Genomic DNA, 25445 nt, shown 5'->3' on the forward strand with positions numbered 1-25445 from the left:
TTTCTATAAAATAGATTTCTGTTTTTTATAGAAAGCATCAGCTTGTAGTTGCAGTAACTCGCGGGCTTTTTTGCTTTTATAGGCATACAATTCCTCATCACGCTCAATATCGGAATAAACACTATCATTAAGTGTATTTTCTGTATTCAATAATGCCGCTCTTTGGTGTTTGTTTTGTAATATCAAATTCTTAACAGTTTCTTCTTCATCTTGCAATTTATAATCGTAGGCGCCTCTCGGAGATATAAGTTTTGCAAATATCGGAGCTGTTTCAATGGCTAAAAACAACAGGAATATGAAGAATGAAGGCAACCATGGTAGTTTGTTTAAAGCATTAATACGCGCCATTAAACCATCAAAGTTTGAAATGATGGGTTGTGTGCTTAACACCTTGTTGTTGTAATCCCCTTTTAATTCGGCAATTTTTGTTTCCGCCACTTGAATTTTTGCTTTGTTTTCTGCTTTTAACGCTTGTAAGTCTGCTAAGGCAGCATCATGTTTTTCACGCTTTTCTTTGTATACCGGCCCTTTTCCTAGGAGTTTTGTTCCTGCTGTTCCTTCTGCTTCAGAAATGTAAACATTATATAAGCTATTTACTTCATTTTCTTTAGAAGTAATTTGATTTTGTAAACGCGTTATTTCAGTATTTAAAGTTTCGATTTCAGGCGTAAATTGTTCTGCTATTTGATTTTGATTAGCCAACGTCATGGCATTTTTTTCTTCTAGCAGTACTTGGTTTATTTCTTTTTCAAAGATTTTTAACTCTAACGGTTTTGCTATAACGATAGCTATTATTATGGCTAAAATGATTCGTGGTGTAGCCTGAATAAACTCATCTAGGGCACTTCCTGTTTTTTTGATGGTAGAAACGATATATCTATCCAAATTAAAAATGAGCAGCCCCCAAATTAAGCCAAAAAAGATGGCGGCAAATACATTATCAAAAACTGTGTATAATGCATATCCGGCAGCTATAAATGCCATTATAGCGGTAAAGAAAACAGTGGCGCCAATGCCAACATATTTGTTTTGTTCGCCTGGGGAACAGTGCTCTAAAATTTGAGTGTCTGCACCAGAGCAGAGGATAAAAAAGCGCTTTAACATGATTGATTGTTTTTTGATTGATACTTCGACTGTGCTCAGCACAGGATGACTATTAGAACGCAAAAAGTCCTTTTTTGTTACATAATTTAATAAAAAAGACCTGACAGGTTCTTGAAACCTGACTTGTCTTCATGAAATAACAACTAAATAAACTATTTATGTTTTTTTGATGTGTTTCTATTTTTTGCCAGATAACATTTTGGTATAGAGGTTTTCTAGTTCTTTGTATTCTGCTGCAGTATAAAACTTTCTACCTTTTGACAGTGCATGGGCTTTTATTTTATTATAAAGAGCATTTACTTTTTTTGTTTGCTCCGTTGTTAAACCTTTTAAACTTTTAATATATTCACTAATAACACTTGGAGATTCCACCTTTTCTTTTTGAGCATTAGACATTTTATTAAATAATGTTTTTAAGTATTGAAGATTGTTATTTCTGTTGATGGGAATAAACTTGGTTCTTTTTGTTAGATTATTATATGTGTAAATAGTATCCATTGCAGGTGGTGGAGGTGGAGGCGCAAATTTAGGAAAAGGTTCTGCATATTTTTCCTTTTGGGTTTTAGTCATTAAACTATATAAATACTTTAAGCGTTTCAAGTCTTTCAGTTTTATGATACGTTTGTTTTCAGGTTGTTCGTTAAGCTTTTTAACGATTTTATTATATTCAGCAATTTGCTCTTTCGATGCGCCTTTTTGATTATCTGAGCTAGAAATATCAATAGGTTTATTGCCTTTTTTATGAATTATTTCTTGGTTGTAAGTTACAATACGATGAAAGCCATAATCGAGAACCGAATTGTAAATAAACCATACTTCTTCATCAGATACTAGTTTTTGGTCGTTAACATGAATATTTATTATGCGATTACGAATTTCAGGTGTAATATCTTGATGTAATTTATTAATAGTTGGTATAAATGTTGCTTTAGTAGCAGCAATACCGTCTATTTTATATGTGCCGTTGTCTAGTACTTCAACTTCAATACTTCTAGCGGTATGATGCAGTGTTGAGGTTTCTGAAGCAATGTACTTCTCTACTTTTTTGTGTGCACTGAAACTGTATACTAGGACAGCTAATAATGGTAGAAGTATAATAATCCTGCTCCATATTTTTGTTTTTGATGTTTTTGTTTTCATGACTGTGAATCGTTTTTTGATTAATGAATAATTTATGGCGTTTGCCAATCGATTGTGAGAAGCATTTGATGAGAATGCTAATAATAATTTTTGATATTGTTTTGTATTTGCTCCATTGTATATAACTGCTTGATCTGCTAAAAACTCGTGATTAAGTTTAATGTCTTTTTTTATGAAATGTAATAGTGGATTAAACCAGAAAACTATTTGAAGTATTTCAATAAACAAGATGTCTAGAGCATGCTTTTGTTTAGCATGAACTTGCTCATGTAAAAGGACCTCTTTTGGGATTAGCCTGTTCTCGTATTCATTTTTATTGAGAAAAATGTAATTGAAAAAGGTGTGTGGATGGATTAAATCATGCAATAAAACGTTAATAAACTTTTCATCTTTAAACTTCGGATTGGTTTTTATTTTATGAATAATTTTATATATATTTTTAAAGAATCTGAAAGAAAACATAATTACACCAATGGTATAGGTACTCCACAAAATTATTGGGGTGTAGTTTTGTTGTTGCTTGGTTTCGGTAGCTTCAAAAGCAGGCTGATTTATAAATTCTAGAGTTGGAATATTATTTTCGGGTTGCACCAAAATATACTCAGTAAAAGTAATAAACGGAATGCCAATTGAAATTAAAATTGCAATAATTAAATAGAATCGTTTAAAGGTATGCGCACTTGTTTGTTCTAAACAAAATTTATAAAACAACATAAAAATAGCTAAACAAGCACTAGATTTTAACAGGAGTAAAAGCATAACTATTTATTTTTTATTTCACTATCAATTAAGGTTTTTAAGTCTTTTAACTCCTCTTTTGTTAAGTTGGTTTCTTTGGTAAAAAAGGAGGCAAACTGCGATGCGCTATCGTTAAAAAAGTTTTTAATCAACCCGTTTACATGCCTTGAGAAATAATCTTTCTTTTTAACTAACGGATAATATTCTCTAGATTTTCCATATAATTTATAACCAACAAAACCTTTATCTGTCATGCGCTTTAAAAGTGTTGCTACGGTTGTATTTGCGGGCTTAGGTTCAGGGTAAGCATCTAATAAATCTTTCATAAAGGCTTTCTCAAGCTTCCAGAGGTAATTCATTAAATCTTCTTCGGTTTTAGATAACTGCATTGTTCTACAAAATTAGAATATTCTCTACAAATGTAGAACAAATATTCATGTTCTACAAATGTAGAAGTAAAAAAATAGATTATGCTTTTCTAGATCTAACACTCTCAATAACCACAGTAGCTAAGATTAAAGCACCTCCAATATAGGTGTTTGCTGTTGGAATTTCATTAAGAAAAAAGTAGGCCATTATAATTCCAAAAATAGGTTGTGCGCTGCCAATAATGCTTGCGGTACTCACGGAGAAGTGTTTTAAACTACTAATGAATAACGAATGCCCGAGTGCGGTGGTTACTAAACCTAAAATTAATAAATATGGTAGTTGTGTTTTTGTTTGGTCCAAATCTATATTAAACAGTACAGGTATTAGTAATATACTAACGATAATACATTGCTGCATCATAAGTACTGTGCCATCATAGGTGGTGACGTGACGTTTTAAAATAAGATTTCTTAGAGCATAGCAAAAGGCCGAAAACACACCTAGAAGTATACCTCTTAAATAAGAGCTCTCAAAATTTATTTCTGGTGCGAGAATATAAATTCCTAAAAGTACCATGAGCCCTAAAATTACGTGTATAGGGTTTAGTTTAGATTTTGTAAAGAAAGGTTCTATTAAGGCAGTAATTACTGGAAATGTAAACATAGAGAGCATGCCTACGGCAACGTTAGAAAGCTTTAAAGCCAAAAAATATGTAATCCAATGTGTGCCTAAAAGTATGCCTCCAATTATAATTGTAGGAACATCTTTTTTTGAATGTAGCTTGATATTTAATTTTCGGTATTTGCAAAAAAGGAAGAGGAAAACTGCTGCCAATGCGCTTCTAAACCAAATTATTAAAGGAGTGGGAAGGTTTATATATTTTCCTAAAACACCAGATGTGCTTATAAAAAGTGTGGCTAGACCTAATAAAACAAGATGGTTGGTATGTTGGTTTTTCATGTATGTTATGTAAACATTCGGGTTGCGTTAGGGATTGAACGGCATGTTTGAAATCCCCGACGAAGGAGGGATTGAGTAGTGAAAGCCCGACCCCTTGTGGGTAACGCCCAAATTATGTTTTAGACAATTCGGTAAAATACTTATAAAAATAGGGAATAGTTTCAATGCCTTTTAGGTAGTTCCAAATGCCAAAATGTTCATTTGGGGAGTGGATGGCGTCGCTATCTAGCCCAAAGCCCATTAAAATGGTTTTGCTTTTAAGTTCTTTTTCAAAAAGTGCAACTATTGGGATGCTACCACCACTACGTTGCGGAATAGGTGTTTTTCCAAAAGTGTCTTGATACGCCATACTTGCTGCTTTGTAGCCAATATTATCTATAGGCGTTACGTAACCTTGACCACCGTGGTGAGGTGTAACTTTTACCTTTGCGGCTTTTGGTGCGATACTTTCAAAGTGTGTTTTAAATAGTTGTGTAATATGTTCCCAATCTTGATTTGGTACCAATCGCATAGATATTTTGGCGTACGCTTTACTTGCAATAACGGTTTTAGCACCTTCGCCTGTATAGCCACCCCAAATACCATTAACATCTAGCGTGGGACGAATGGAATTTCGTTCGTTTGTGGTGTAGCCAGCTTCTCCGTAAACAGCATCAATATCTAATGCGTTTTTATAATCTTTAAGGTTGAAAGGTGCTGTTGCCATTTCAGCACGTTCTTCTTTAGATAGTTCTTCTACGTTATCATAAAACCCTGGAATGGTAATATGGTTGTTTTCGTCATGAAGTGATGCAATCATTTTTGTGAGTATATTGATAGGGTTTGCTACGGCACCACCATAAAGTCCAGAATGTAAATCTCGATTTGGTCCTGTAACTTCAACCTCTAAATAACTCAATCCGCGTAAGCCAGTGGTGATAGAAGGTACATCTTTGGCAATCATACCAGTATCCGAAATAAGGATAACATCGTTCTTTAATTTATTGTGATTGTTTTTTACGAATGTAGATAGGTTTTTGCTGCCCACTTCCTCTTCCCCCTCAATCATGAATTTTACATTACAAGGTAGTTGTTTGGTTTCAGTCATAAACTCCATTGCCTTTACATGCATGTACATTTGCCCTTTATCATCGCAAGCACCGCGCGCAAAAATAGCGCCCTCTGGATGAAGCTCAGTTTTCTCTATGATAGGCTCAAACGGTGCGGAATTCCATAATTCTATCGGGTCTGGAGGTTGTACATCGTAATGCCCATATACTAAAACAGTTGGTAAATTGCTGTTTATTATCTTTTCTCCGTAAACTATAGGGTAGCCATCGGTTTCACAAATTTCGACGGTATCGCATCCAGCTTTTTTTAAACTTGATTTTATAGCTTCGGCGGTTTTTAACACGTCTTTTGCATAGGCTGAATCCGCACTTATTGATGGTATTTTAAGCAGTTGGATAAGCTCATTAACAAATCTGTCTTCGTGTTCCTGTATGTAAGATTTTATATGATCCATGGTTTATTTTGAAAGGTAATATTCAAAAGTATAAAAAAGAATACTTTTTAGAGTTATGAGTTTGGAATTTAAAAATCTTGATTATATTTGCAGTCCTTTTGCGGGCGTGGTGGAATTGGTAGACACGCTAGACTTAGGATTTAACCTAATAAAAGTTCTTAAAATATTGAAAAAGCGGATGTGGTGGAACTGGTAGACACGTCAGACTTAGGATCTGATGCCGCGAGGTGTGCAGGTTCGATTCCTGTCATCCGCACTTTTTCAACTGCAAAGTTGCAGTCATAAAACCTCTCAGAAATGAGAGGTTTTTTTGTTTGGGTACAACATAGGTACAACATTTGCACTTTTTTTAGCTCGAATTGTATATTGATACTATATGCTTTCATTTAAAATCAAACATTATTTCTGCTTATAGATTTTAATAAATTATGTGTTTTCTCAACTATACTTCTTCGATTGAGAGTTTATTATCATACAATATACACGCAAGGTAAACTCGTAAAATACTTCCATCAAAAGACTACGGCATAAAGCCGACGCTTCTTCCACTACTCATTTATTCCGTTTCCTTTTGAGCCAAGATTTTATCTTCCGTTTGGTTTCTGCTCAAATATTGTTTAATCAAAAATTTGAGTATTATGACAACAAAAGCAAGTACCACAAAGAAGCGCAGTAGAGCAAAAGCAACTGCCAAAAAAGAAGTAAACGGAAAGAAATCACCCGTACTTCAAATTCAGAACTTACCATTAGGCAAAATCAAGCCTGACCCAGAACAACCAAGAAAGACTTTCAACAAAGATGCGTTACAGCAACTTTCTGAAAGCATCGAAGAGCACGGTGTATTGCAGCCAATTACGGTAAGGCTACTAAATGGCCATTACATCATAGTAATGGGCGAACGTCGATATCGTGCAAGCAAGCTGGCAGGAAAAAAGACCATACCCTGTATTGTGAGGACTTATGAGAACAATGATGTACTTGAAGTTCAAATCATCGAAAATCTACAAAGACGGGATGTAGAACCTACCGAAGAAGCTGAGGCAATTGCTTACCTAAGTGAGAAATATGCTTCTACCGAAATTGCAAAGCGATTGGGCAGAACAGATAACTTTATCAGACAACGCCTAAAATTGGCAGGTTTGATAGAAGGTTTTAAGCACTTTGTCCGCAATGGCGAAATGACCATTTCCTTAGGTATTGGTGTCGCACTTTTTACACCAGAGGAACAGCAAATGATGTTGGAAACGATGGGTGAAGATTTTAATGCCCATCAAATCAACAGGATGATTAAAGACCAGACCTATGACTTGGAAAAAGCATCTTTTGATGTAACCGATAAGAAGTTGGTACCCAAGGCTGGGTCTTGTGTAGAATGTCCGTTCAATGCCGCCAATCAAGGCAACCTGTTTGGCGAGGGTAAAATGGTCTGTACAAAATCAGCTTGCTTTGAAACGAAGAAAAGTAAATCGTTGTTGAACTTGATTGAGAAATCAAAGAAAGAGAATATCCTGCTGATTCCTGAAATACGACAGTATTGGGCAGATGATGAAAACAATCAGCTCATTATTTCACAGTTAGAAAAAAATAGCTTGAAAGTCTATTTGCTAGATGATTTAGAAATAATCGAAGAACCTATTTGCCCTACTATAAAGGATATCCAAGAAGAATATCGTAATTATGGTTTTCAAGAAGGCGAATTAGAGGAATGCTTTGAAGAAGCAATGACGGCATATAATGAAGAATTAAAAAATTACAATTCAGCCACTGATAATGGATTTGTAAATGGCATCGTTTTCCATCCTGGAAACTTCCAGAGCAAGGAAGTGTTTGTTAAGTTAATTGAGAAGTCAAAAGATGAATCCACGGAATATTCAGCACCATTGGCCAATAGGAAAATGGCTGATTGTACGCCCCAAGAACAAATCGTGAAAATCAACGAAAGGGAAATCCGCAAGAAGCACATCGAGAACAACAAGCATTTTGAAGAAGTTGTTCAGATGATTCGTGAGACCGGATACATCAATACAAAGAAGACACTTTCAACGGATGAAATGGTTGCGTTTTCGATATCGCTCTTTGAAAATAATGTGGACTATATGAGCCAACAAAAGTATTTTTCAAAGCTATTAGGCAACACGTCCAAGATGACCAAAGTTGAAATGGTTGAGAATTTCAAGAAGAAGTTCAAAAAAGAAATCTTCCATAAGTTGATACGATATATGCTTACAAAGCAAGTGCATTTTGGCGAAAGTAATCACGTTAATAACCTGACCAACATTTCATTCTACAATGCGATGCAGGGATATTACAAATCCAAGATTGCCGGCATCGAGAAGGAATATGCCGATAAACGAGACAAGCGTGAAGCACGTTTGAAAGAGCGTATCACAGTTCTTGAAAAGAAAATTCAGGAACTCAGCGATTAGCTTTTGTTGTTTGAAGAAGGGTTGGCATTCGTGCTGGCCCTTTTTCTTTTTTATGATAGTGCCTAAAAGAATGTATTTGCAAGGAAGGGGTTATCAATCAATAGTTAGCGCAAAGATAAACTCGTAAAATACACCCATCAAAAGACTACGGCATAAAGCCATTGCGCTCATCCCTCTTCACATTTATTCCGTTTCCTTTTGAGCTGAGATTTTAGCTTCCGTTTGGGTACTGCTCAAATATTGTTTAACTAAAATTTCAATTTTATGAAACGAGTATCAAGTAATTCCAAAATTCAATTAAATGAAGTGGAAAACCACTATCAATCGAGTCGTGAAAATTATGATATCGAAAGTGCGGAAAGTCACTTGGCTTATTATAGAGAAAAGCATCCAATCAATTATGCGGTTTTATTACAAAATGTTTAATCTAAAAATCAAAAGCTATGTATTTACAAAATTTGCAACAAGATGAAATATTTGTTCCATCAGAAATGAAATCATTAAAGAGTCTGACTCAGATGGAATCCCGAAGAGGGCTTGAAAATGCCATTATCTCAAATGGTAAAATCGTTAATGTGGTCTCGAACAGCTATGGCCACATTCCGAATCAACTGTTCTTCAAAAAAGCCGAAGAAATGCTTACCGATGAACAACTGAACTTCCACAAGCGCACCATCAATAAAAACGATAGGTCATTTATTACCGATTTTATAATCGACGACAAAAGCCAGTTTACCGTCAAGAACCATAAGGATTTGATATTGCCGATGCTTCGGTTCAAGAACTCGTATGATGGTAGTGAAAAGACCTCTGGCCACTTCGGTTTCTACAGAAAAGTATGTTCTAATGGCTTGCACGTTTCACAAGCGGAAATTGAGTTTTCCATTAAGCATAGTAAGAACAATACACACCTCATTATGCCGAGGTTGAATAATCTGTTCGATAAATTTCTGGATAATGAGTTTTACACCATTACCAAGAAATTCGATAAGATGAAGGGATTTAAAATTATCGATACACAGGAATTTGTAAAAGCCGTTCTCGATAAGACAAAGCTATTCAGATACGAGTGTAGCGACAAGAATAGCGAGCCTTCAAAAAAGTCTCGTGAAGTCATTGAGATATTAAATTACGAAGCCTTGCTGCTCAATGAAGAACCGAACCTTTGGCTTGGCTATAATGCATTCAATTCTGTACTTCATAATGTATTGAAAAAGAGTTTTGGCCAACAAGAACGGTTGGATAAAAAGGTGTTTGATGAAGTCTATGCTATGGCATAAATTAAATAAAGGTTTGTCCAGTACCTCAAACTGGATTTTTCATTTAATGAGAACGGTATTTACAAAACCACTTAGCACATTCCCCTACATTTCGCGAAAAGCTACATTCCGGAAAAAGAGCTTCACTACAAATATCTTGGACACAATCCACAATTTCAGCTTTCCATTCCGTTAACCCTTCCCGATGCTCTGGGAAGGAACACTACATTCCCAAGCCAAAATTGTGAATTAAGTCCGCTTTTTCATCGGAAAGCCATCACTTCGGTTTTCTTAACAGGATTTTCGGCGCGGTCTTCTTGAGCCCTCACTCGAAAATCCTTAAAAACCGAAACGCTGTCTTACACATTTTAAGGGGTTTATAATAGATAAAGCCTTTATTGTTTTTCGGGGCGTCGAAAAACAGGCACGACATAACCAACTCTAATTTAATCACAGCTGCTTATTTCGCTTAACTGTCGGTACGCTCAAACGCAACTGCGCTTAAAAGAATTGCTAATGTCCTTATGGAACTTGTCAAGACTATACGAGTTTTAGTGAAAAATAAGGTTTCTACTTCCTTGAAATCCGCAAAAAAGGCGGATTTACTACGTCGCAAACACACCTGATTTATTCCCTAAAAGTCTTGACAAAACCCACTCTATCCATTGTGCGGTGCACGAAAGAAAAGAACAAACACCCCTTAAAATTTAAGCTGTTTTAAATCAATAGGGGAAATATAAATCTTTTAAATATTTTATTATGAGTACTATTAAAAATCACGTACAGTTAATTGGAAACGTTGGACAAGAGCCAACCATTACGAACCTTGAAAGCGGAAAGAAAGTAGCCCGTTTTTCATTAGCCACAAATGAGTATTACAAGGATAGCAAGGGCGAAAAGCAAACAGATACGAATTGGCATACAATTGTAGCCTGGGGCAAGACTGCCGAAATTGTAGAGAAGTATGTTGCTAAGGGAAAAGAAGTGGGAATATCGGGTAAACTAAAAACCCGAAGCTACACAACCGATGATAATGAGCAACGCTATGTAACAGAAGTTGTAGCCGATGAAATCCTTTTACTTGGAAGTAAAGGCGATAAGTAAACCTAAGAATTAAAGAGGGCGTAACCGTCGAAAGATGCGTCCTCTTTTTTCATTATTCAAATCTTAAAAATTTCAAACAATGAAAGCACAAGTTAACGAAATCAAAGAAAATTTACAGACGTTTAGCGGTACTGATTTCTTCTACCAAATACCACTTTTAAAAACTCGGTTTACGGATGGACTAAAATATCTGTCGGAAGTAGCCGAATGTTTTTGGCTTATTACAGACACTTCCGTAATTGCAAAAAGTCTGATGAACAGAAGCGAATTTGTAACCATAGACTTCAAAAGATTATCTGAAGAAAAGCAGGATTTTACAGGCTACGAAGCCGAGATAATTTACACCGACGGTAACGACAATATTTTAGAAAAACACGGCTATCGTACAACTGATTTTCCGCTTGATGAACTACGGTTATTTTTTGTAAATGACACGCTGATGTTACCTAGCGAATATTAAATTTTGAGGTTATGATTTACATTAAATTTCAAGATTTGAGCGAGGAAAAACAAGAGGAACTTTTTCAAGTTTCTAGGGAACACGTTATACATCTTTTTGGGGAATCTATTCAAAAATATGTTGACGAAACTGGTGCAGATTTTGACAAGTTGATAGACGAGGAAATGATTAAAAATCTATACACGTATAACTTCGTTTTTAACATCTAATTTCCTAAAGTTAGTTTTTAAGCACCTCTAATGTTAGGGGTGTTTTTGTGTGCAATTCACATTCAATTCAAGAAAAAAATGTATCTTTACAATGCTGAAATTCAGCGCACAAATTAAAGTAAGGTTATCCAATTTTTGACTTTCGCCGATACCCTTACACATCGAAAAATAACATATCGGAAAATCATTTTCCTTGAAAATGGCAATCGGCTTTTTAGCCGGATTGTATGGATTTTTGTCACGCTTGCGCGTGACGAAAAGGAATAGCAAGAGGGTAACACGCTTCGCGATGTTTCGGATTCCTTTTCGTTTCCAAATAGCTGATTACCAGCGATTTGAATATATTTTAATTTCCTAACAATCAACGATTTGCGACAAACGGGCTGAGAACGCCCATTTTTAGAGAAGGTTTTGCGACAAATCGGCGAAATATGGACTCATTTACTGGCATTAGATTTAAAAAAGAAACTGCGAAACGTTTCCAAACATTCTCACGCACATACTTCAAATCGCATACCGAGGCAATGTCCACAATGCTCGATTTTTTCTTCTATAACGAGATTTCCCCAAAAGAAAAATTAGGTCCAACAGGACGCACCATCGAAGCCAAACTCTTAAAAAGAATTAATGCGGTTATCGCCATAATGCGAGATGTAGAAAAGACACAAACCAAACCTACGGTAGCAATGATTCAATCGCTATTTGAAACAGAAGAACCCACAAAAAAATCGCTAATCGTAGAAAAGAAATATGCCGAAGAAAAGAAAGAAGTGCGCTTTCGCGAAAAGCAAAATACAAGTAATCAACTCTAATTTTTTGAATTATGTATATCACAATCACAGCTCAAAAAATGGGTGCAAATTACTCACAAAGTTCAGCGGATTTTGTGGGGTATTTAGAGAAAGAAAATGAAGGTTTAGAACAGCGAGATATGGAACACTTTTTTAATCAATATGGCGATGAGATTTCTGCAAAAGAAGTGGTAAAAGAGATTGATGGAAACACCGCAAAATTGAAAAAGAAAGAACCTAAATTTTATTCGATTACAGTCAGTCCATCGAAGTATGAATTAAGACGATTACAGAACAGTCGTGAAGATTTAAAAACCTACACCAAAGAGATAATGAAAGATTACGTTGCATCATTCAATCGGGAAATAAACGGACGACCCGTAACAATAGATGACATTAAATATTATGCAAAAATTGAACATCAACGCACCTTTAAAGGAACAGATTTTCAGATAAAAGAAAACCAACCTTTTGCCACAAAAATATTGCAGCTCAAAACAGAAATCAGAAATGTTCAAGAAGGAAGAGCTAAAGGGAACATTAAAAAAATGAGAAAAGAAATTGCCAAACTGGAACGCCAAGCACCACATCAACAAAATGGAAAACGGATAGTCCAGGGAATGCAAAAAGATGGAAACCAAAGTCATATTCATATCATCGTGAGTAGAAAAGATGCTTCCAATTCAATCAGTCTTTCCCCAGGAAGTAAACACAAAGCTTCGGAAGTTGAAATGCACGGAAAGAACGTAAAGCGTGGTTTTGATAGAGATAATTTTTTTGAGAAAGCAGAAAAGACGTTTGACAAGACTTTTGGTTATAAACGCAACTTTGCCGAGACCTATAAGGCACGAAAAGATTTTGTGAAAAACCCCAAGCTTTACTTTGCTGCCTTGATGAAATTACCAGCAAACGAAAGAGCATTGGCTTTCAAAATGATGACGAAAACGGGATTGCCAATCGTTCCAAGTATTCCTGTTACTCAGGCGCAAATTGCACTTCGTGTTTTCAAACGATTAAGACGTGGTGCAGAAATAGCAATTAAATCAAGTTCAATAGGAATATAGTGGGTATGGAAATAGACAATCTTATAACAATACTTTCAATCATTGGTTTGACCAGTACTGTTTTCTATGCGATGTTTCGCGTAAGCAAATATGCGTTCTTATTAAATATCACTATGCTTTCATTTCTCGTTTTCTATATTTCTGAAGGAAATGAATTTGTATCGATATTATTGTATTTAGTTTGTCCTCTTATGCTAATTAATACAGGACTGTATGTTTTTCTTCATAAAACTGAAAACGCACAAAATGGAAATACTAAATATCAGGTCAGTTTTTCTACGAATAAGGGAAACTTCAAATTAGATAATATTAAACGTGGCGCATCCGTCATCGGATCCGCCGGAAGTGGAAAAACCGAAAGTGTAGTTTATGGGTTTCTTGACCATTTCCAGAAAGAGGAATTTTGCGGTATCATTCACGACTACAAGGATTTTGAATTGACCGAAATGGCATATCCGCTTTTCAAGGATAGCGATATCCCGTTTAAGGTCGTTTCCTTTGATAATATCATACACAGGGTAAATCCTATTGCACCACGGTATTTAGAGAACGAGGAAAGCGTAAACGAAGTGTCTAGGGTGATGATTGAAAACCTTTTGGAACAAAGGGAATCGGGAACAACCGGCACAACAAAATTCTTTAACGATGCTGCTGAAGGTTTGATTGGCGGTTTAATTTGGAAACTGAAAATCGACTACCCTAAATACTGTACCCTTCCACATCTAATAGCTATTTATCAACTATTGGACACAGACAGTCTTATACAGTTTTTGGAAACCAATACCACATCGAGGGCAATGGCAGATGCTTTTATTAGTGGAAAGGATTCCGATAGGCAGACAGCTGGCGTTAAAAGCACCTTGGCCAATGCACTAAAACGCATTAGTACACAACGCATTTTTATGGCATTGTCCGCAGACGAAATACCACTGAATATTAATAGCAAAGATAATCCTGCCATCATTGCCGTAGTAAACAATCCGAAATATGAAACATCGTATTCGCCTGTGATTGCCACCATTATTCACACCATTACCAAACAAATGAGCGTGCGAAATTCTAATTCGTCGTTCTTGCTAATGGAAGAAGCGCCTACTATCCGATTATTGAATATGCATCGCATTCCTGCAACGTTGAGAAGCTATGATATTGCTACCATCTATGTGATGCAAGACAAAATTCAGAACGATATGATGTATGGGGATAAGGCGAGTAAAGCAATATTGAGTAATCTTTCTTACCAGTTTTTCGGTAAGGTAAACGACCCAGACACCGCTAAATATTACGAACGCTTTTTTGAAATCATCAAAGACTCAACAAAGAGTATTAGTCGTGGGCATAACCTTGATTTTGATACACGCATTACCACAGGTGAAAAGGAAATCCCAAAAATTAGAGCAGATGTGTTCTTTAGATTAAAGCAAGGGGAGTTTATTACCTATGCTGATGGAAAGGATAAGAAAGTTCAGTTCAAATTGGCGAACATTCAACGAGAACTACCGAGAGCATCAAAACCATTTTCTCAGGCTGATTTAGAGGCAAATTTTGAGAGAGTTTATGAGGAGGCGAGGTCGATTTTTCAAAATTAGTAATATGCGTTTAACTGGTACATCCTAGGTTCATAAGCCACCCCGTATTTTAAGATTTTAACCAATGGCATACATAATTTTAAACAAAGTTGAACCTCAAAAACTTGGTAACAGAATCGATTCTTTGTAACTTTACAGATTTGTGATTTAAGTTAAATTTAACACTTCAAAATGCTTTAATTATCGGGAGAAACATTCATTGAATGAATTGAGTTGAGTTAATATTTTAGACTCAACGGTATGAAATTTACCTAAGCCAATCAATCAAATGAGTACAAGATTTTAATGGTTTGAAGATATAAATTAGCTAGAAAACTAAAGGTTTCTGGCTTTTTTTGAATTTACTGGGTCATCAAATGAAAACATTTGGCCAATACATAACGAATATAATAATTTGGGTTCACAAAATATAAAATATACTTTTTCAGGACACGATTCTTTTCAGTGTCGACAACTGTGGTTGAAAAAAGGTTACGATTACGTAGTTGAGAATAGAAACTTTAACGATGAAGACGCTGTTGTTCAGCTTGGAGTTGGTAAAAATATGGTTTCTTCAATACGTTTTTGGCTAAAGGCATTCAACATTGTGGATAATAATGATTTGCCGACGGAATTTGGAAAGAGACTTTTTGACGATGAGATCGGTTATGACCCTTTTTTGGAAGATGAAGCAAGTTTATGGCTTTTACACTTTAATCTGGTAAAAACTGGATTTGCTTCTATATATAGCATTATTTTCAATGAGTTCAGAAAAGAAAAACTTTTCTTTAACAAAGAAACATATGTCAACTATTTGAAGAGAATTGCTGAGAGTGATAGTGATCTGAATTTCAATGAAAATACTGTTGCTAAAGATTTTAATGTCTTTACGAATTTGTATAAAAATGAATCTAAAGGAAAAAATATAGAAGATAGTTTTTCAGGAATACTATCAGAAATTGAACTGCTAAGTACAGCAGGAAAAGGAAAAGATGAGCAATTCTATATCGAGAACAGCGAAAGAGATAATCTATCTGAATACGTTGTGCTATATGCAATTCTTGAAAATGTAGATTACGGAAATTCCATCAGTTTAAATTCCTTAGAGTTTAATATCAATAGCCCAGGTTCAATTTTTGCACTGAATCGTTTGGGTTTGATGAATAAAATTTCTGAAATAGTTAGTGAATTTGACGGAATAACTTTTACAGATCAAGCGGGAATAAAAGAGTTACAGTTCAAAAATAAGGTTGAAGCATTCAAGGTATTAGATAAATATTATGGCAAATAATTTCACGACATCGGTTAATATCATTAGAGATACTGACAGGGATTTTAATTATATCCCAACACCAAATGCAAAACAAGTTGTTAGCCAAGTAGTTAATGATTTTAAAAAAGGTATTCGTTCTTTTAACATAGTGGGAACTTATGGTACAGGGAAGTCATCTTTTCTTTTAGCATTTGAACAAAGTGTAAAAGGAGAAAGACGTTATTTTGACCCTAATTTTATTAGTAACCCTAATATAGATTTTGTTAAAATAATTGGCTCTTACTCGTCTATAATAGAACGATTTGCAGGCGCATTTGATGTTGCGTCTCAAAAAAATCAGCAAGAAAATATTCTTTCTGAAATATTCAATAGATATCATTCATTAGGTGACCAGAATAAGGTCTTATTTATTTTGATTGATGAGTTCGGGAAATTTTTGGAATATGCTACGAGAAATAATCCCGAGAGGGAATTGTATTTTGTTCAACAGCTTGCTGAATTTTGTAACAATCCAGAACACAATATTGTTCTTATAACGACGGTTCACCAAAGTTTAGAGTCTTATGCTTATTCGCTAAGTAAAACACAGCAACAAGAATGGACTAAGATTAAAGGTCGTTTTCGTGAAATCACTTTTAATGAGCCAGTTGAACAACTGTTGTATTTAGCATCAGAATATCTTGTTGAAAAATTCGATACCAATTCATCGGCTAAAGATATTGAGAAGTGCTTGACGTTGACAACCGAAACTAAGGCTTTCAATTTCAATAAGGATTTCCTCAAAGATATTGCTTCAAAGTTATATCCTTTGGATATTCTTTCAGCAAACATTCTGACACTTTCTCTACAAAGATATGGTCAAAACGAAAGATCGTTATTTTCCTTTCTTGAATCCTCAGACCATACTGGTCTATCAAAATTCGATAAGCGTGAAAATCCATTTTACAATTTATCAAATGTTTATGACTATTTGAATTTTAATTTTTATTCATTTCTAACATCAAGGTATAATCCAGATTTTTCTTCTTGGGGTTCTATCCGTTCCGCAATTGAAGAAGTAGAAAGAGCATTTGACCTTGATATTAATAACTATATCAAGACTGTAAAAGTTATAGGTCTTTTGAATATTTTTTCAGCTAGCGGTTCAATTTTAGATTTCAATTTTTTAATTGATTACTTGAACATTGCTTGTGGCATAATCGATTCGAAAAATGTCATTAAAAATCTCGAAACGAAGAATATTATTCGTTACCGTGAGCATTCGAAACGATTTATTTTGTTCGAGGGAACGGATTTGGATATCCAAAATGCATTGATAGAAGCAGGAAATAAAATTTCAGAAGTTGTTGACATCACCACGCTCTTAAACAAGCATTTCCACTTTAGTCCTGTATTTGCAAAGCAATACTCTTTTACAACTGGCACCCCAAGGTATTTTGAGTTTGTTATTTCAGATTACCCTATTCAAGAAATACCCTTAGGAGAAGTTGATGGTTTCGTAAATCTTGTTTTTAATAGTAAGCTGAAAGAAAGTGATGTTAAAAATAAGTCTAAACTTCAAGAAGAAGCTATAATTTATTGTTTTTTCAACAATTCTAGCGAGATAAAAAATTTGTTATTTGAGATAGAAAAAATTCAGAAAGTAATAGAAGAAAACAAAGATGACAAGGTTGCAAAGAGGGAGCTTGAAAACATTGTAGAATCGCAAATAAGATTGCTTAACCACTATATAACGGACAGCATATATTCAGGAGGCAAAGATGTAAAATGGTACTTCAACGGTGAGGAAAAAACTATTGCCGATAAAAAGGACTTTAATAAATTACTTTCTCAAGTTTGCAGTTTGGTTTATGACGCAACACCTCTATTTAAAAATGAATTGGTTAATAAGCATAAAATTTCTTCATCTATTCATACAGCCAAAAGAAATTATTTTAGGGCCTTAACGAATTGCTGGGATCAGGATAACTTGGGTTTTGAAGATTCTAAATTTCCACCGGAAAAAACCATTTATCTGTCACTTTTAAAAGAAAACGGAATATCACCGATAAGAGAAAACAAAACAGGTGTTGTACACGTCGACAAATACTCTTCGTTCAATAAACTATGGAGAGCTTCCGAGGACTTTCTAGAAAGCGCCAAATCTGAACAACTCAAAATTTCCGAATTGGTTGATATGCTCGGAAAAAGACCTTTTAAACTTAAACAGGGATTTATTGACTTTTGGATTCCTACTTTTCTCTTTCTAAAACGAGATGATTTTGCAATTTTTAACGATGATAGCTATATACCAGATCTTTCCGAAGAAAATCTTGAGTTAATCGCTAAATACCCGGAAAAATATTCAATTAAATCCTTTGATATAGAAGGTGTTAAGTTAGATATTTTCAATAGCTATCGTATTTTTCTAAACATTGGAACTCAAGAAAAGTTTGATAACGAATCGTTTATCGAAACTATTAAGCCATTCATTGTTTTCTACAAACAATTACCAGAATACAGTAAAAATACCAAGAGATTATCTTCTTCGGCAAAGAAAATACGTAAAGCTATTGCGAACAGTAAAGATCCTGAGAAGACTTTCTTTGAAGCCTTTCCTGGTGCTCTAGGAATTACTTTAAGCACTTTGCAAAAGGACAAGTCAAAACTTCAAAATTACACAGTAAATCTTCAAAATGCAGTTAAAGAATTAAGAACAGCTTATGACGGCCTTCTCAATAGATTTGAGGAGTTCATTATAAATGAGTTTGTTGGTGAGAAAATTGAATTTGAGGAGTACAGAAAATATCTTCAAAAACGATTTTCAGGTTTAAAAAAGCATATGCTTTTAAACAATCAAAAATCTTTTATTCAGCGTCTTGACTCGCCATTGGATGACAAAAAGGCTTGGTTAAATTCCATAGGACAGTCTATAATGGGAAAAACCCTTGAAAGGTTTTCCGATGAAGATGAAGTTTTACTCTATGAGAAGTTTAAGTCAATGATTTTAGATTTAGATAGCTTGACGAAAATTTCCAAAACTGATATTGATGAGAGTAAAGAGGAAGTAATTGGCGTTAAAATTGATTCGTTCTTCAGCAAGATTGACCCCAAGGTAGTCAGAATGCCTAAAAGTAAGAGCAAAGAGATTGAGCAATTGAAAGAAGAATTAAAAAATAAACTTGGCAAAGACAATACTTCAAACATAGCAGCGGTATTGAATCTGCTGAAAGAATTATTAAAATGAGCAAAATAAGACACGTATTAGGTATATCAGGAGGAAAAGACAGTGCTGCTCTGGCAATTTACGTAAAGACAAAATATCCATCCATAGACCTAGAATTTTACTCTTGCGATACCGGAAAGGAATTGGAGGAAACGTACCAGTTAATTAGAAATTTAGAAGTCTATCTTGGCATAAAAATTAATCTTTTACAAGGAGCAGAAAAAAGTTCAGAGGACCCATTCGATCATTTTTTAAAAATGTATGGTGGTTTTTTGCCTTCATCCAATGCGCGCTGGTGTACTAAACAATTGAAATTAGCACCTTTTGAAAATTATGTTGGTGATGATCCAGTAGTTTCATACGTAGGTATCAGGGGTGATGAAGAAAGAGAAGGTTATATCTCTACTAAAAACAATATTCAGTCAATATTTCCTTTTCGCAAGAATATTTGGAGCAAGGATGTAATGACAAAGATGCTTTCAAACCAAAATATAGAGCAACTAATTCCGATATTTAAAAATACAGATTTCGGTCAAAGTCAAGAAAAAGTACATCAGGTTTTGTTCAGAAAAATAACCCCGGACTTTACTTTTGATCAGAAACTCAACACATTGTTAGACTCAAATGTTAAAGCCTTTAATCACTTAGTTTTCGACTTCTTAAAAACAACAGATTATCCTCTAGCAAAAGAAGAGGCATTTCCACTTATAGAAAATGACGAAATATTGGTTAAGGCTGATATTTTTAGAATATTAGAAGAAAGCGGTGTTGGTGTACCCGCCTATTATAATAAGATAGAATTTGAAATTAATGGTAAAAAAGGCGAATATGCGAGAAGCCGTTCAGGATGTTTCTTCTGCTTCTTCCAACAAAAAATAGAATGGGTTTGGTTATATGAACAACACCCTGAACTATATAAGAAGGCAATGGAGTATGAGAAAGATGGGTATACGTGGGGACAAAACGAAAGTTTAGAAGAATTAATACAGCCTGAAAGAATTGAGAAGATAAAAGAGGAATATATAAAAAGGATGGAAAGAAAATCCAAAGTGAAATCCCCCTATTTGGTAGATATTTTAGGAGATGACGAGGATGAAGGATGTGCAGCTTGTTTCATCTAGATAATATGTTTTTAGCACTATGACAGGCAGCGCATTTTCTTTAGGAGAAGAAGTAGAGTTAAGAAAAGTCGAGTACAAACTTCACGGAGAGCTGTGGAAGAAATTTACTTGTGCTGATTTTGACTTGAAATTTGAGAATTGGATAAAAATAAAGTACTTGAATGAAAATGCAGATGATTTTGATGGTGGTGTTCTTGATGTTCCAAATGATAAAGGTGGACTTTATATGTTTTATGTAAAATGTAATATAATTTCTGGAATAACCGAATATCCCCTGTATGTTGGAAGAGCGCAAATAACAGAAAATCAAAATCTTAGAAAACGAGTGAAAGAATATTTTCAGAAATATAGTAAGAACAACGAAAGGCCAAAACTAACCAGAATGTTCAATTATTGGAAGAATGATTTGCATTTAGCTTATTTTCCGTTAGACGACAACGAGGATGTGATTAGTATTGAAAATCAATTCATAAACTCATTACTCTTACCTATGAATACTGAAATTCCTGATACCGAAGTTAAACAGGCAATAAAAGCATTCCAATAATGAAAATACCTGCACTAAAATCCAAAATGGGAGATTGGGATTATTATGTAACCACCTTGACTTTTGAACAAGTGAGTATGTACGTCTCAAAAATTGATGAGCAATTGCATAAATCTGATTCCCTTAAAGATCTGATTCAGAGAAGTATTACGAATAATTTTTTGAGCATTAAAAGTTATATTCTCAATCAACCTTCTGTCTTTTTCAATTCCCTTGTGCTAGCAGTTTACGACGATTATCCCGATTGGCAGGAAATTGAGTTTAAATATGATGATATGGAAACCTATAAAATGGGCTTGCTAGATTTTCCAAGTAATCATAAAATTTTTCCAGTTGATGGTCAACATCGAGTAGAAGGCATTAAAGCGGCCTTAAAAGAGAACCCTGAATTCAAGACTCATCAAATAGCTGCAATTTTCATTGGTCATAAAAATGATCCGGAAGGAAAACAACGAACAAGAAGATTATTTACAACTTTGAATCGGTATGCAAAACCAGTGAAATTGGATGATATTATTGCGTTAGACGAAGATGACTCTGTAGCAATAGTAACTAGATATATGTTAGAAGAATATGATTTATTTACCGACAAAAGAGTGGTTTATGCAAAGCAAAAGGCAATACCAAATAGTAACAAGGAAGCAATAACTTCTATAATAACTTTGTATCAAGCTAATGTTGAGTTGTTTAATGTTTATTTTCAAAACAAATTCAATAAAAAACCAACTAAAAGTAAGGTTGCTGAATATCTCAAATTTAGACCATCTGACGAAGAAATTGAAGAATTTAAAGCCTTTTGCATTCAGTATTGGGATGCGTTTAAAAATAATCTTTCATTTATATCGGACTACCTAAACCTAGAAGTGAATGCTGCCGCACCTTTTAGAAATAGTGAAACAGGAGGAAATCTTCTTTTCCGTCCAATTGGCTTAATACCATTTATCAAAGCGTGCTTAACAATCTATAAAAGAGAAGAAAAATCATTTGATGAGATTTTAGAGAGGTTTAATGACATCAATTTTAACATCGATAGTAAACCTTGGCATTATGTTGTTTGGAACCCTATTGCAAAAAGAATGTTGATGAATTCTACTTCGTTGACCTATTTGCTATTGATTTACCTATATGATAGAGAATTAATTCAAGGAAATGAGTTGCAAAGGCTGAAAGAAGGATATGCCTCTAAAATTTCCTACGAACAGGATTTAGATAATGTTTTACAAGAAATCGATTGAGTCAAAAACAAAACATATCGTACCTAGACTACAATTCGACTACCCCAATCGATCCGAGGGTACTAGATGCAATGCTACCTTATCTAAAAGATAATTTTGGTAACTCAAGCAGTACCCATCATTTTGGTCAAATCATAAATAAAAGAGTAAAACAAGCTAGAAGTCAAATCGCTCATTTTATAAATTCAGAATCCAGTGAAATAATCTTTACTAGTGGGGCTACGGAAGCAATCAATATTGCTCTTAAAGGAATAGCAGAAAGCTATAATAACAAAGGTAACCACATCATTACTGTTTCGACCGAACATAAGGCAGTTCTAGACACTTGCAAAGATTTGGAAAGAAAAGGGTTCGAGGTAACTTTTCTACCTATTAAAGAAAATGGTCTACTTTGTTTAGATTTCTTAGAAGAATCCATTAGGACTGATACCATACTTGTTTCGGTTATGTTCGTCAATAACGAAACAGGAGTCATTCAACCTATCAAAAAAATTGCTGAGATAGTTCACGAGAAAGGAGCTTTATTTATGACAGACGCAACACAAGCGCTGGGTAAAATTGAAGTTGATGTTCAGGAATTAGGTATAGACCTACTCTGTTTCAGCGGACACAAGATGTATGCCCCAAAAGGCATTGGTGCTCTTTTTGTACGAAGAAGTGATAAAACGGTAAATCTTACACCTCAGACACACGGTGGTGGTCACGAAATTGGTTTGAGAAGTGGAACATTGAATGTTCCTGGGATTATTGCTTTAGCGAAAGCCTGTGAAATCTCTAGCCAAGAAATGACAGAAAATCGCGCTCTAGTTTCTGAATTAAGAGATACCTTGGAATATGAATTGTTGAAAATAGGCCAAACATCACTGAATGGTGATTTAACTAAAAGAATTTATAATACAACTAATATTTGTTTCAAAGGTAAAGATGCCAATGTACTAATTGGTAGAATGAAGACCATTGCAGTTTCGAATGGTTCAGCTTGTTCATCAGCTGTTTTTGAACCTTCTCACGTGCTCAAATCAATGGGGCTTAGTGATGATGACGCACTCGCTTCTTTACGTTTTTCACTCGGAAAATATAATACAATTGAGGATGTCAAACTAGTTGTGGAAACCATAAAAAAACTAACTGAACCTCAATCAAAATATGCTTAAAGATTGCGAATGGTCAAAAGATCGAGACTATAAAACAGATTCTGAAAATGAACCGCTACAATTTTACTTAGATGGGTTGGCCAATAGTAATGAGTTTAACCTACTACTAGGCTATTTCAGTTCTTCTGCTATCAACCTGCTTTCGGTTGGCTTTGCCACCTTCATCAGTAAAGGTGGTAAAATGAAAATGGTTATAAACCATTTGCTTTCTTCAAAAGACAAAGAAGCGATAACAAAAGCAGATACTGAACCTCAAGGAAAGGTTTTTGATTTAATGGATGTCGTTTCCTTAGGTAAAGTTTTGGATGAATACGACACTCACTTTTTTGAGTGTTTAACTTACCTCATTTCTGAAAAACGAATTGAAATCAAAGTGATTAAACCGAAAAATGGAAAAGGAATAGCCCATTATAAATCGGGAGTTTTCAGTGATGGACAGGACTCAGTTGGCTATAAGGCATCCTGCAATTTTACACTGTATGGATTATCAGAAAATTTAGAGGAGCTAGAAGCTTTTCTAAGTTGGGAAAATGGACGATCAAACACATTAATAAAAAAACAACGGAAATTGATCGATGCTTATTTTTCTGAAAAAGATGAAGATGTAGAATATATTCCTGTGGATGAAATAGAAGTTGTACTTAAAGATAAGTTCGGCAAAAAAGATATTAATGAATTACTTGTTCAAGAAGAACAACTCTTAAAAAAGAAACGAAGCCTAATTTCAAATCCCAAATTAAAAAAAACGATTACAAAGCTTTTCAATGAAATCGACGTCATTCGCAGATCACCTAAATTTCCTTACAAGGAAGGACCTAGAGAATATCAAATTAATGCATATAAAGAATGGGTTGACAATAATTACAAGGGAATTTTCGCAATGGCGACAGGGACGGGAAAAACGATTACATCTCTTAACTGCTTATTGAACGAATATAAAGCAACAAACATTTATAGAGCCATTATAACCGTACCCACAACCGCATTAGTAGAGCAATGGAAAAAAGAATGTGCCAAATTTAACTTCAAAAATATCATTACCGTAAGTTCAAAGGAAAATTGGGATAATAATCTTGCTTTCTTCAACACAGCGTCAAAACTTATTGATGCATCATTCATTGTCATCGTTACATATGCTTCCTTACCAAGAAAGAAATTTCAGAGTTATTTTACCCAACTTCCTAATGACACTATCTTAATTGCAGATGAGACCCATAATCTGGGTTCACAAGGCCTTTTAAAAATTTTACCGACTCTACATTTAGAAAAGAGAATAGGGTTGTCCGCCACACCACATAGAAAATTCGACGAACTTGGAAATACAGCCATTCAAGATTTTTTCAATGACAAACCGCCTTACATAGTTTCATATTCTATGGAAGAAGCTTTAAAAATAGGATGGTTGTGCAGTTATACGTATTACCCACACGTGGTTAAACTCACAGATCGGGAATTGGAGGAGTATAGGAAATTATCGTTACAATTACTAAGAATGGGAATGTTTGATAAAGAAACGGGTGCTTTTAAAAGCAGTCCTGAAATCGAGAGGTTGCTTCTTCAAAGAAAACGCATCATTCACAAAGCAGCTAATAAATTGGACGCTTTTAAAAAAATCCTTAGCAAAGAATATGATGAGCGTGGAAATCTAAAATACACATTGGTATATGTTCCAGAAGGAGTAGAATCAAATTTTGAAAATGTGGATTTTAGTACTGAAACGGAAGATGAAAATAGATTAATAAATGAATATACTAAAGCTGTAAGTCAAACGGATGACTCTATTATGGTAAAGCAATTTACGTCTAATTCGATTAATCGTGAAAACATATTAAAGGATTTTGAATCTGGGAATGTTCACGTATTAACATCAATGAAGTGTTTAGACGAAGGTGTAGATGTCCCTCGTTCCGAGTTGGCAGTATTTTGCGCTAGTACCGGAAACCCAAGACAGTTCATTCAACGTAGAGGAAGAGTTTTACGCTTGCACGATGATAAAACCCACGCAACAATTCACGATCTAGTAGTAGTCCCAGAGGTTGGTTCTGAAGAAAATACTTTTGAGATGGAAAAAGGATTGGTAAGGAAAGAACTAGAGAGAGTTGTTGATTTCGCTAATCTTGCTATGAATAAGTCTGACACTTACGAAACATTAAAGAATATTTTGGACTATTATAGTTTGAATCTGAACGATATATAAAATAACTCTTATGGCAA

At 34.7% G+C, this 25445-nt stretch carries 21 protein-coding genes and 1 tRNA gene; 17 read left to right on the plus strand and 5 right to left on the minus strand.

Annotated elements, in window-relative coordinates:
- Nucleotides 1–3: 3 nt before the first annotated feature.
- The 5 genes from EYD45_RS03310 to EYD45_RS03330 all read right to left on the minus strand — a co-directional run bounded on the left by EYD45_RS03310 (nucleotide 4) and on the right by EYD45_RS03330 (nucleotide 5815).
- Nucleotides 4–1104 carry a DUF4407 domain-containing protein gene (locus EYD45_RS03310; RefSeq protein ID WP_130962939.1) on the minus strand — a complete coding sequence of 367 codons (1101 nt, stop codon included), beginning with the start codon at nucleotides 1102–1104 and terminating at the stop codon, nucleotides 4–6.
- 177 nt (nucleotides 1105–1281) lie between these two features.
- Complete coding sequence (locus EYD45_RS03315) at nucleotides 1282–3003, minus strand: M56 family metallopeptidase (protein ID WP_130962940.1); 1722 nt, start codon at nucleotides 3001–3003, stop codon at nucleotides 1282–1284.
- Between the two features lie 2 nt (nucleotides 3004–3005).
- On the minus strand, nucleotides 3006–3371 hold the full coding sequence (locus EYD45_RS03320) for a BlaI/MecI/CopY family transcriptional regulator (RefSeq protein ID WP_130962941.1): 366 nt from the start codon (nucleotides 3369–3371) through the stop codon (nucleotides 3006–3008).
- A gap of 79 nt (nucleotides 3372–3450) precedes the next feature.
- On the minus strand, nucleotides 3451–4311 hold the full coding sequence (locus EYD45_RS03325) for a DMT family transporter (protein ID WP_130962942.1): 861 nt from the start codon (nucleotides 4309–4311) through the stop codon (nucleotides 3451–3453).
- 112 nt (nucleotides 4312–4423) lie between these two features.
- Nucleotides 4424–5815: a dipeptidase gene (locus EYD45_RS03330; RefSeq protein WP_130962943.1), complete on the minus strand. Its 1392-nt coding sequence runs from the start codon at nucleotides 5813–5815 to the stop codon at nucleotides 4424–4426.
- A gap of 174 nt (nucleotides 5816–5989) precedes the next feature.
- Here EYD45_RS03330 and EYD45_RS03335 point away from each other — a divergent pair.
- The 17 genes from EYD45_RS03335 (at nucleotide 5990) to EYD45_RS03410 (ending at nucleotide 25428) form a co-directional block, all read left to right on the plus strand.
- Nucleotides 5990–6071 (plus strand) — tRNA-Leu (locus EYD45_RS03335).
- Nucleotides 6072–6453: 382 nt separating this feature from the next.
- Complete coding sequence (locus EYD45_RS03340) at nucleotides 6454–8241, plus strand: ParB/RepB/Spo0J family partition protein (RefSeq protein WP_130962944.1); 1788 nt, start codon at nucleotides 6454–6456, stop codon at nucleotides 8239–8241.
- A gap of 264 nt (nucleotides 8242–8505) precedes the next feature.
- The gene (locus tag EYD45_RS16715; protein WP_165453882.1) at nucleotides 8506–8667 is read left to right on the plus strand and encodes a hypothetical protein; all 162 of its coding nucleotides are present in this window, start codon (nucleotides 8506–8508) and stop codon (nucleotides 8665–8667) included.
- A gap of 17 nt (nucleotides 8668–8684) precedes the next feature.
- Nucleotides 8685–9521, plus strand: coding sequence for a DUF932 domain-containing protein (locus EYD45_RS03345; protein WP_130962945.1), 837 nt, complete (start codon nucleotides 8685–8687; stop codon nucleotides 9519–9521).
- Between the two features lie 738 nt (nucleotides 9522–10259).
- The gene (locus tag EYD45_RS03350; RefSeq protein ID WP_099543840.1) at nucleotides 10260–10604 is read left to right on the plus strand and encodes a single-stranded DNA-binding protein; all 345 of its coding nucleotides are present in this window, start codon (nucleotides 10260–10262) and stop codon (nucleotides 10602–10604) included.
- Nucleotides 10605–10683: 79 nt separating this feature from the next.
- A complete protein-coding gene (locus tag EYD45_RS03355) occupies nucleotides 10684–11064 on the plus strand; it encodes a DUF6876 family protein (RefSeq protein ID WP_130962946.1) in 381 nt (126 codons plus the stop codon).
- Nucleotides 11065–11075: 11 nt separating this feature from the next.
- Nucleotides 11076–11273, plus strand: coding sequence for a hypothetical protein (locus tag EYD45_RS03360; protein ID WP_130962947.1), 198 nt, complete (start codon nucleotides 11076–11078; stop codon nucleotides 11271–11273).
- A 431-nt stretch (nucleotides 11274–11704) separates the two neighbouring features.
- Nucleotides 11705–12085: a BfmA/BtgA family mobilization protein gene (locus EYD45_RS03365; protein WP_130962948.1), complete on the plus strand. Its 381-nt coding sequence runs from the start codon at nucleotides 11705–11707 to the stop codon at nucleotides 12083–12085.
- Nucleotides 12086–12096: 11 nt separating this feature from the next.
- Complete coding sequence (gene mobB, locus EYD45_RS03370; protein WP_130962949.1) at nucleotides 12097–13128, plus strand: MobB family relaxase; 1032 nt, start codon at nucleotides 12097–12099, stop codon at nucleotides 13126–13128.
- Nucleotides 13129–13133: 5 nt separating this feature from the next.
- On the plus strand, nucleotides 13134–14717 hold the full coding sequence (locus EYD45_RS03375; RefSeq protein WP_130962950.1) for a type IV secretory system conjugative DNA transfer family protein: 1584 nt from the start codon (nucleotides 13134–13136) through the stop codon (nucleotides 14715–14717).
- 394 nt (nucleotides 14718–15111) lie between these two features.
- Nucleotides 15112–15987, plus strand: coding sequence for a DUF4007 family protein (locus EYD45_RS03380; protein ID WP_130962951.1), 876 nt, complete (start codon nucleotides 15112–15114; stop codon nucleotides 15985–15987).
- Entirely contained in the window at nucleotides 15977–19195 is a 3219-nt protein-coding gene (locus EYD45_RS03385) for a hypothetical protein (protein WP_130962952.1), read from the plus strand. Before EYD45_RS03380 ends, EYD45_RS03385 begins: the two co-directional genes overlap by 11 nt.
- Nucleotides 19192–20295: a phosphoadenosine phosphosulfate reductase family protein gene (locus EYD45_RS03390; RefSeq protein WP_130962953.1), complete on the plus strand. Its 1104-nt coding sequence runs from the start codon at nucleotides 19192–19194 to the stop codon at nucleotides 20293–20295. Before EYD45_RS03385 ends, EYD45_RS03390 begins: the two co-directional genes overlap by 4 nt.
- A gap of 19 nt (nucleotides 20296–20314) precedes the next feature.
- Nucleotides 20315–20842 (plus strand): GIY-YIG nuclease family protein, encoded by a 528-nt coding sequence (locus EYD45_RS03395; protein ID WP_130962954.1) that lies wholly within the window; start codon nucleotides 20315–20317, stop codon nucleotides 20840–20842.
- Nucleotides 20842–22077: a DNA sulfur modification protein DndB gene (locus tag EYD45_RS03400; protein WP_130962955.1), complete on the plus strand. Its 1236-nt coding sequence runs from the start codon at nucleotides 20842–20844 to the stop codon at nucleotides 22075–22077. Before EYD45_RS03395 ends, EYD45_RS03400 begins: the two co-directional genes overlap by 1 nt.
- Nucleotides 22074–23231, plus strand: a complete 1158-nt coding sequence (locus EYD45_RS03405; protein WP_207303286.1) for a cysteine desulfurase family protein — start codon at nucleotides 22074–22076, stop codon at nucleotides 23229–23231. Before EYD45_RS03400 ends, EYD45_RS03405 begins: the two co-directional genes overlap by 4 nt.
- Nucleotides 23224–25428, plus strand: coding sequence for a DEAD/DEAH box helicase family protein (locus tag EYD45_RS03410; protein WP_130962956.1), 2205 nt, complete (start codon nucleotides 23224–23226; stop codon nucleotides 25426–25428). The genes EYD45_RS03405 and EYD45_RS03410 overlap by 8 nt, the downstream gene beginning before the upstream one ends.
- Nucleotides 25429–25445 lie beyond the last annotated feature (17 nt).

Origin of the sequence: Hyunsoonleella flava (assembly GCF_004310325.1) — a bacterium.
Taxonomy (GTDB): Bacteria; Bacteroidota; Bacteroidia; order Flavobacteriales; family Flavobacteriaceae; genus Jejuia; species Jejuia flava.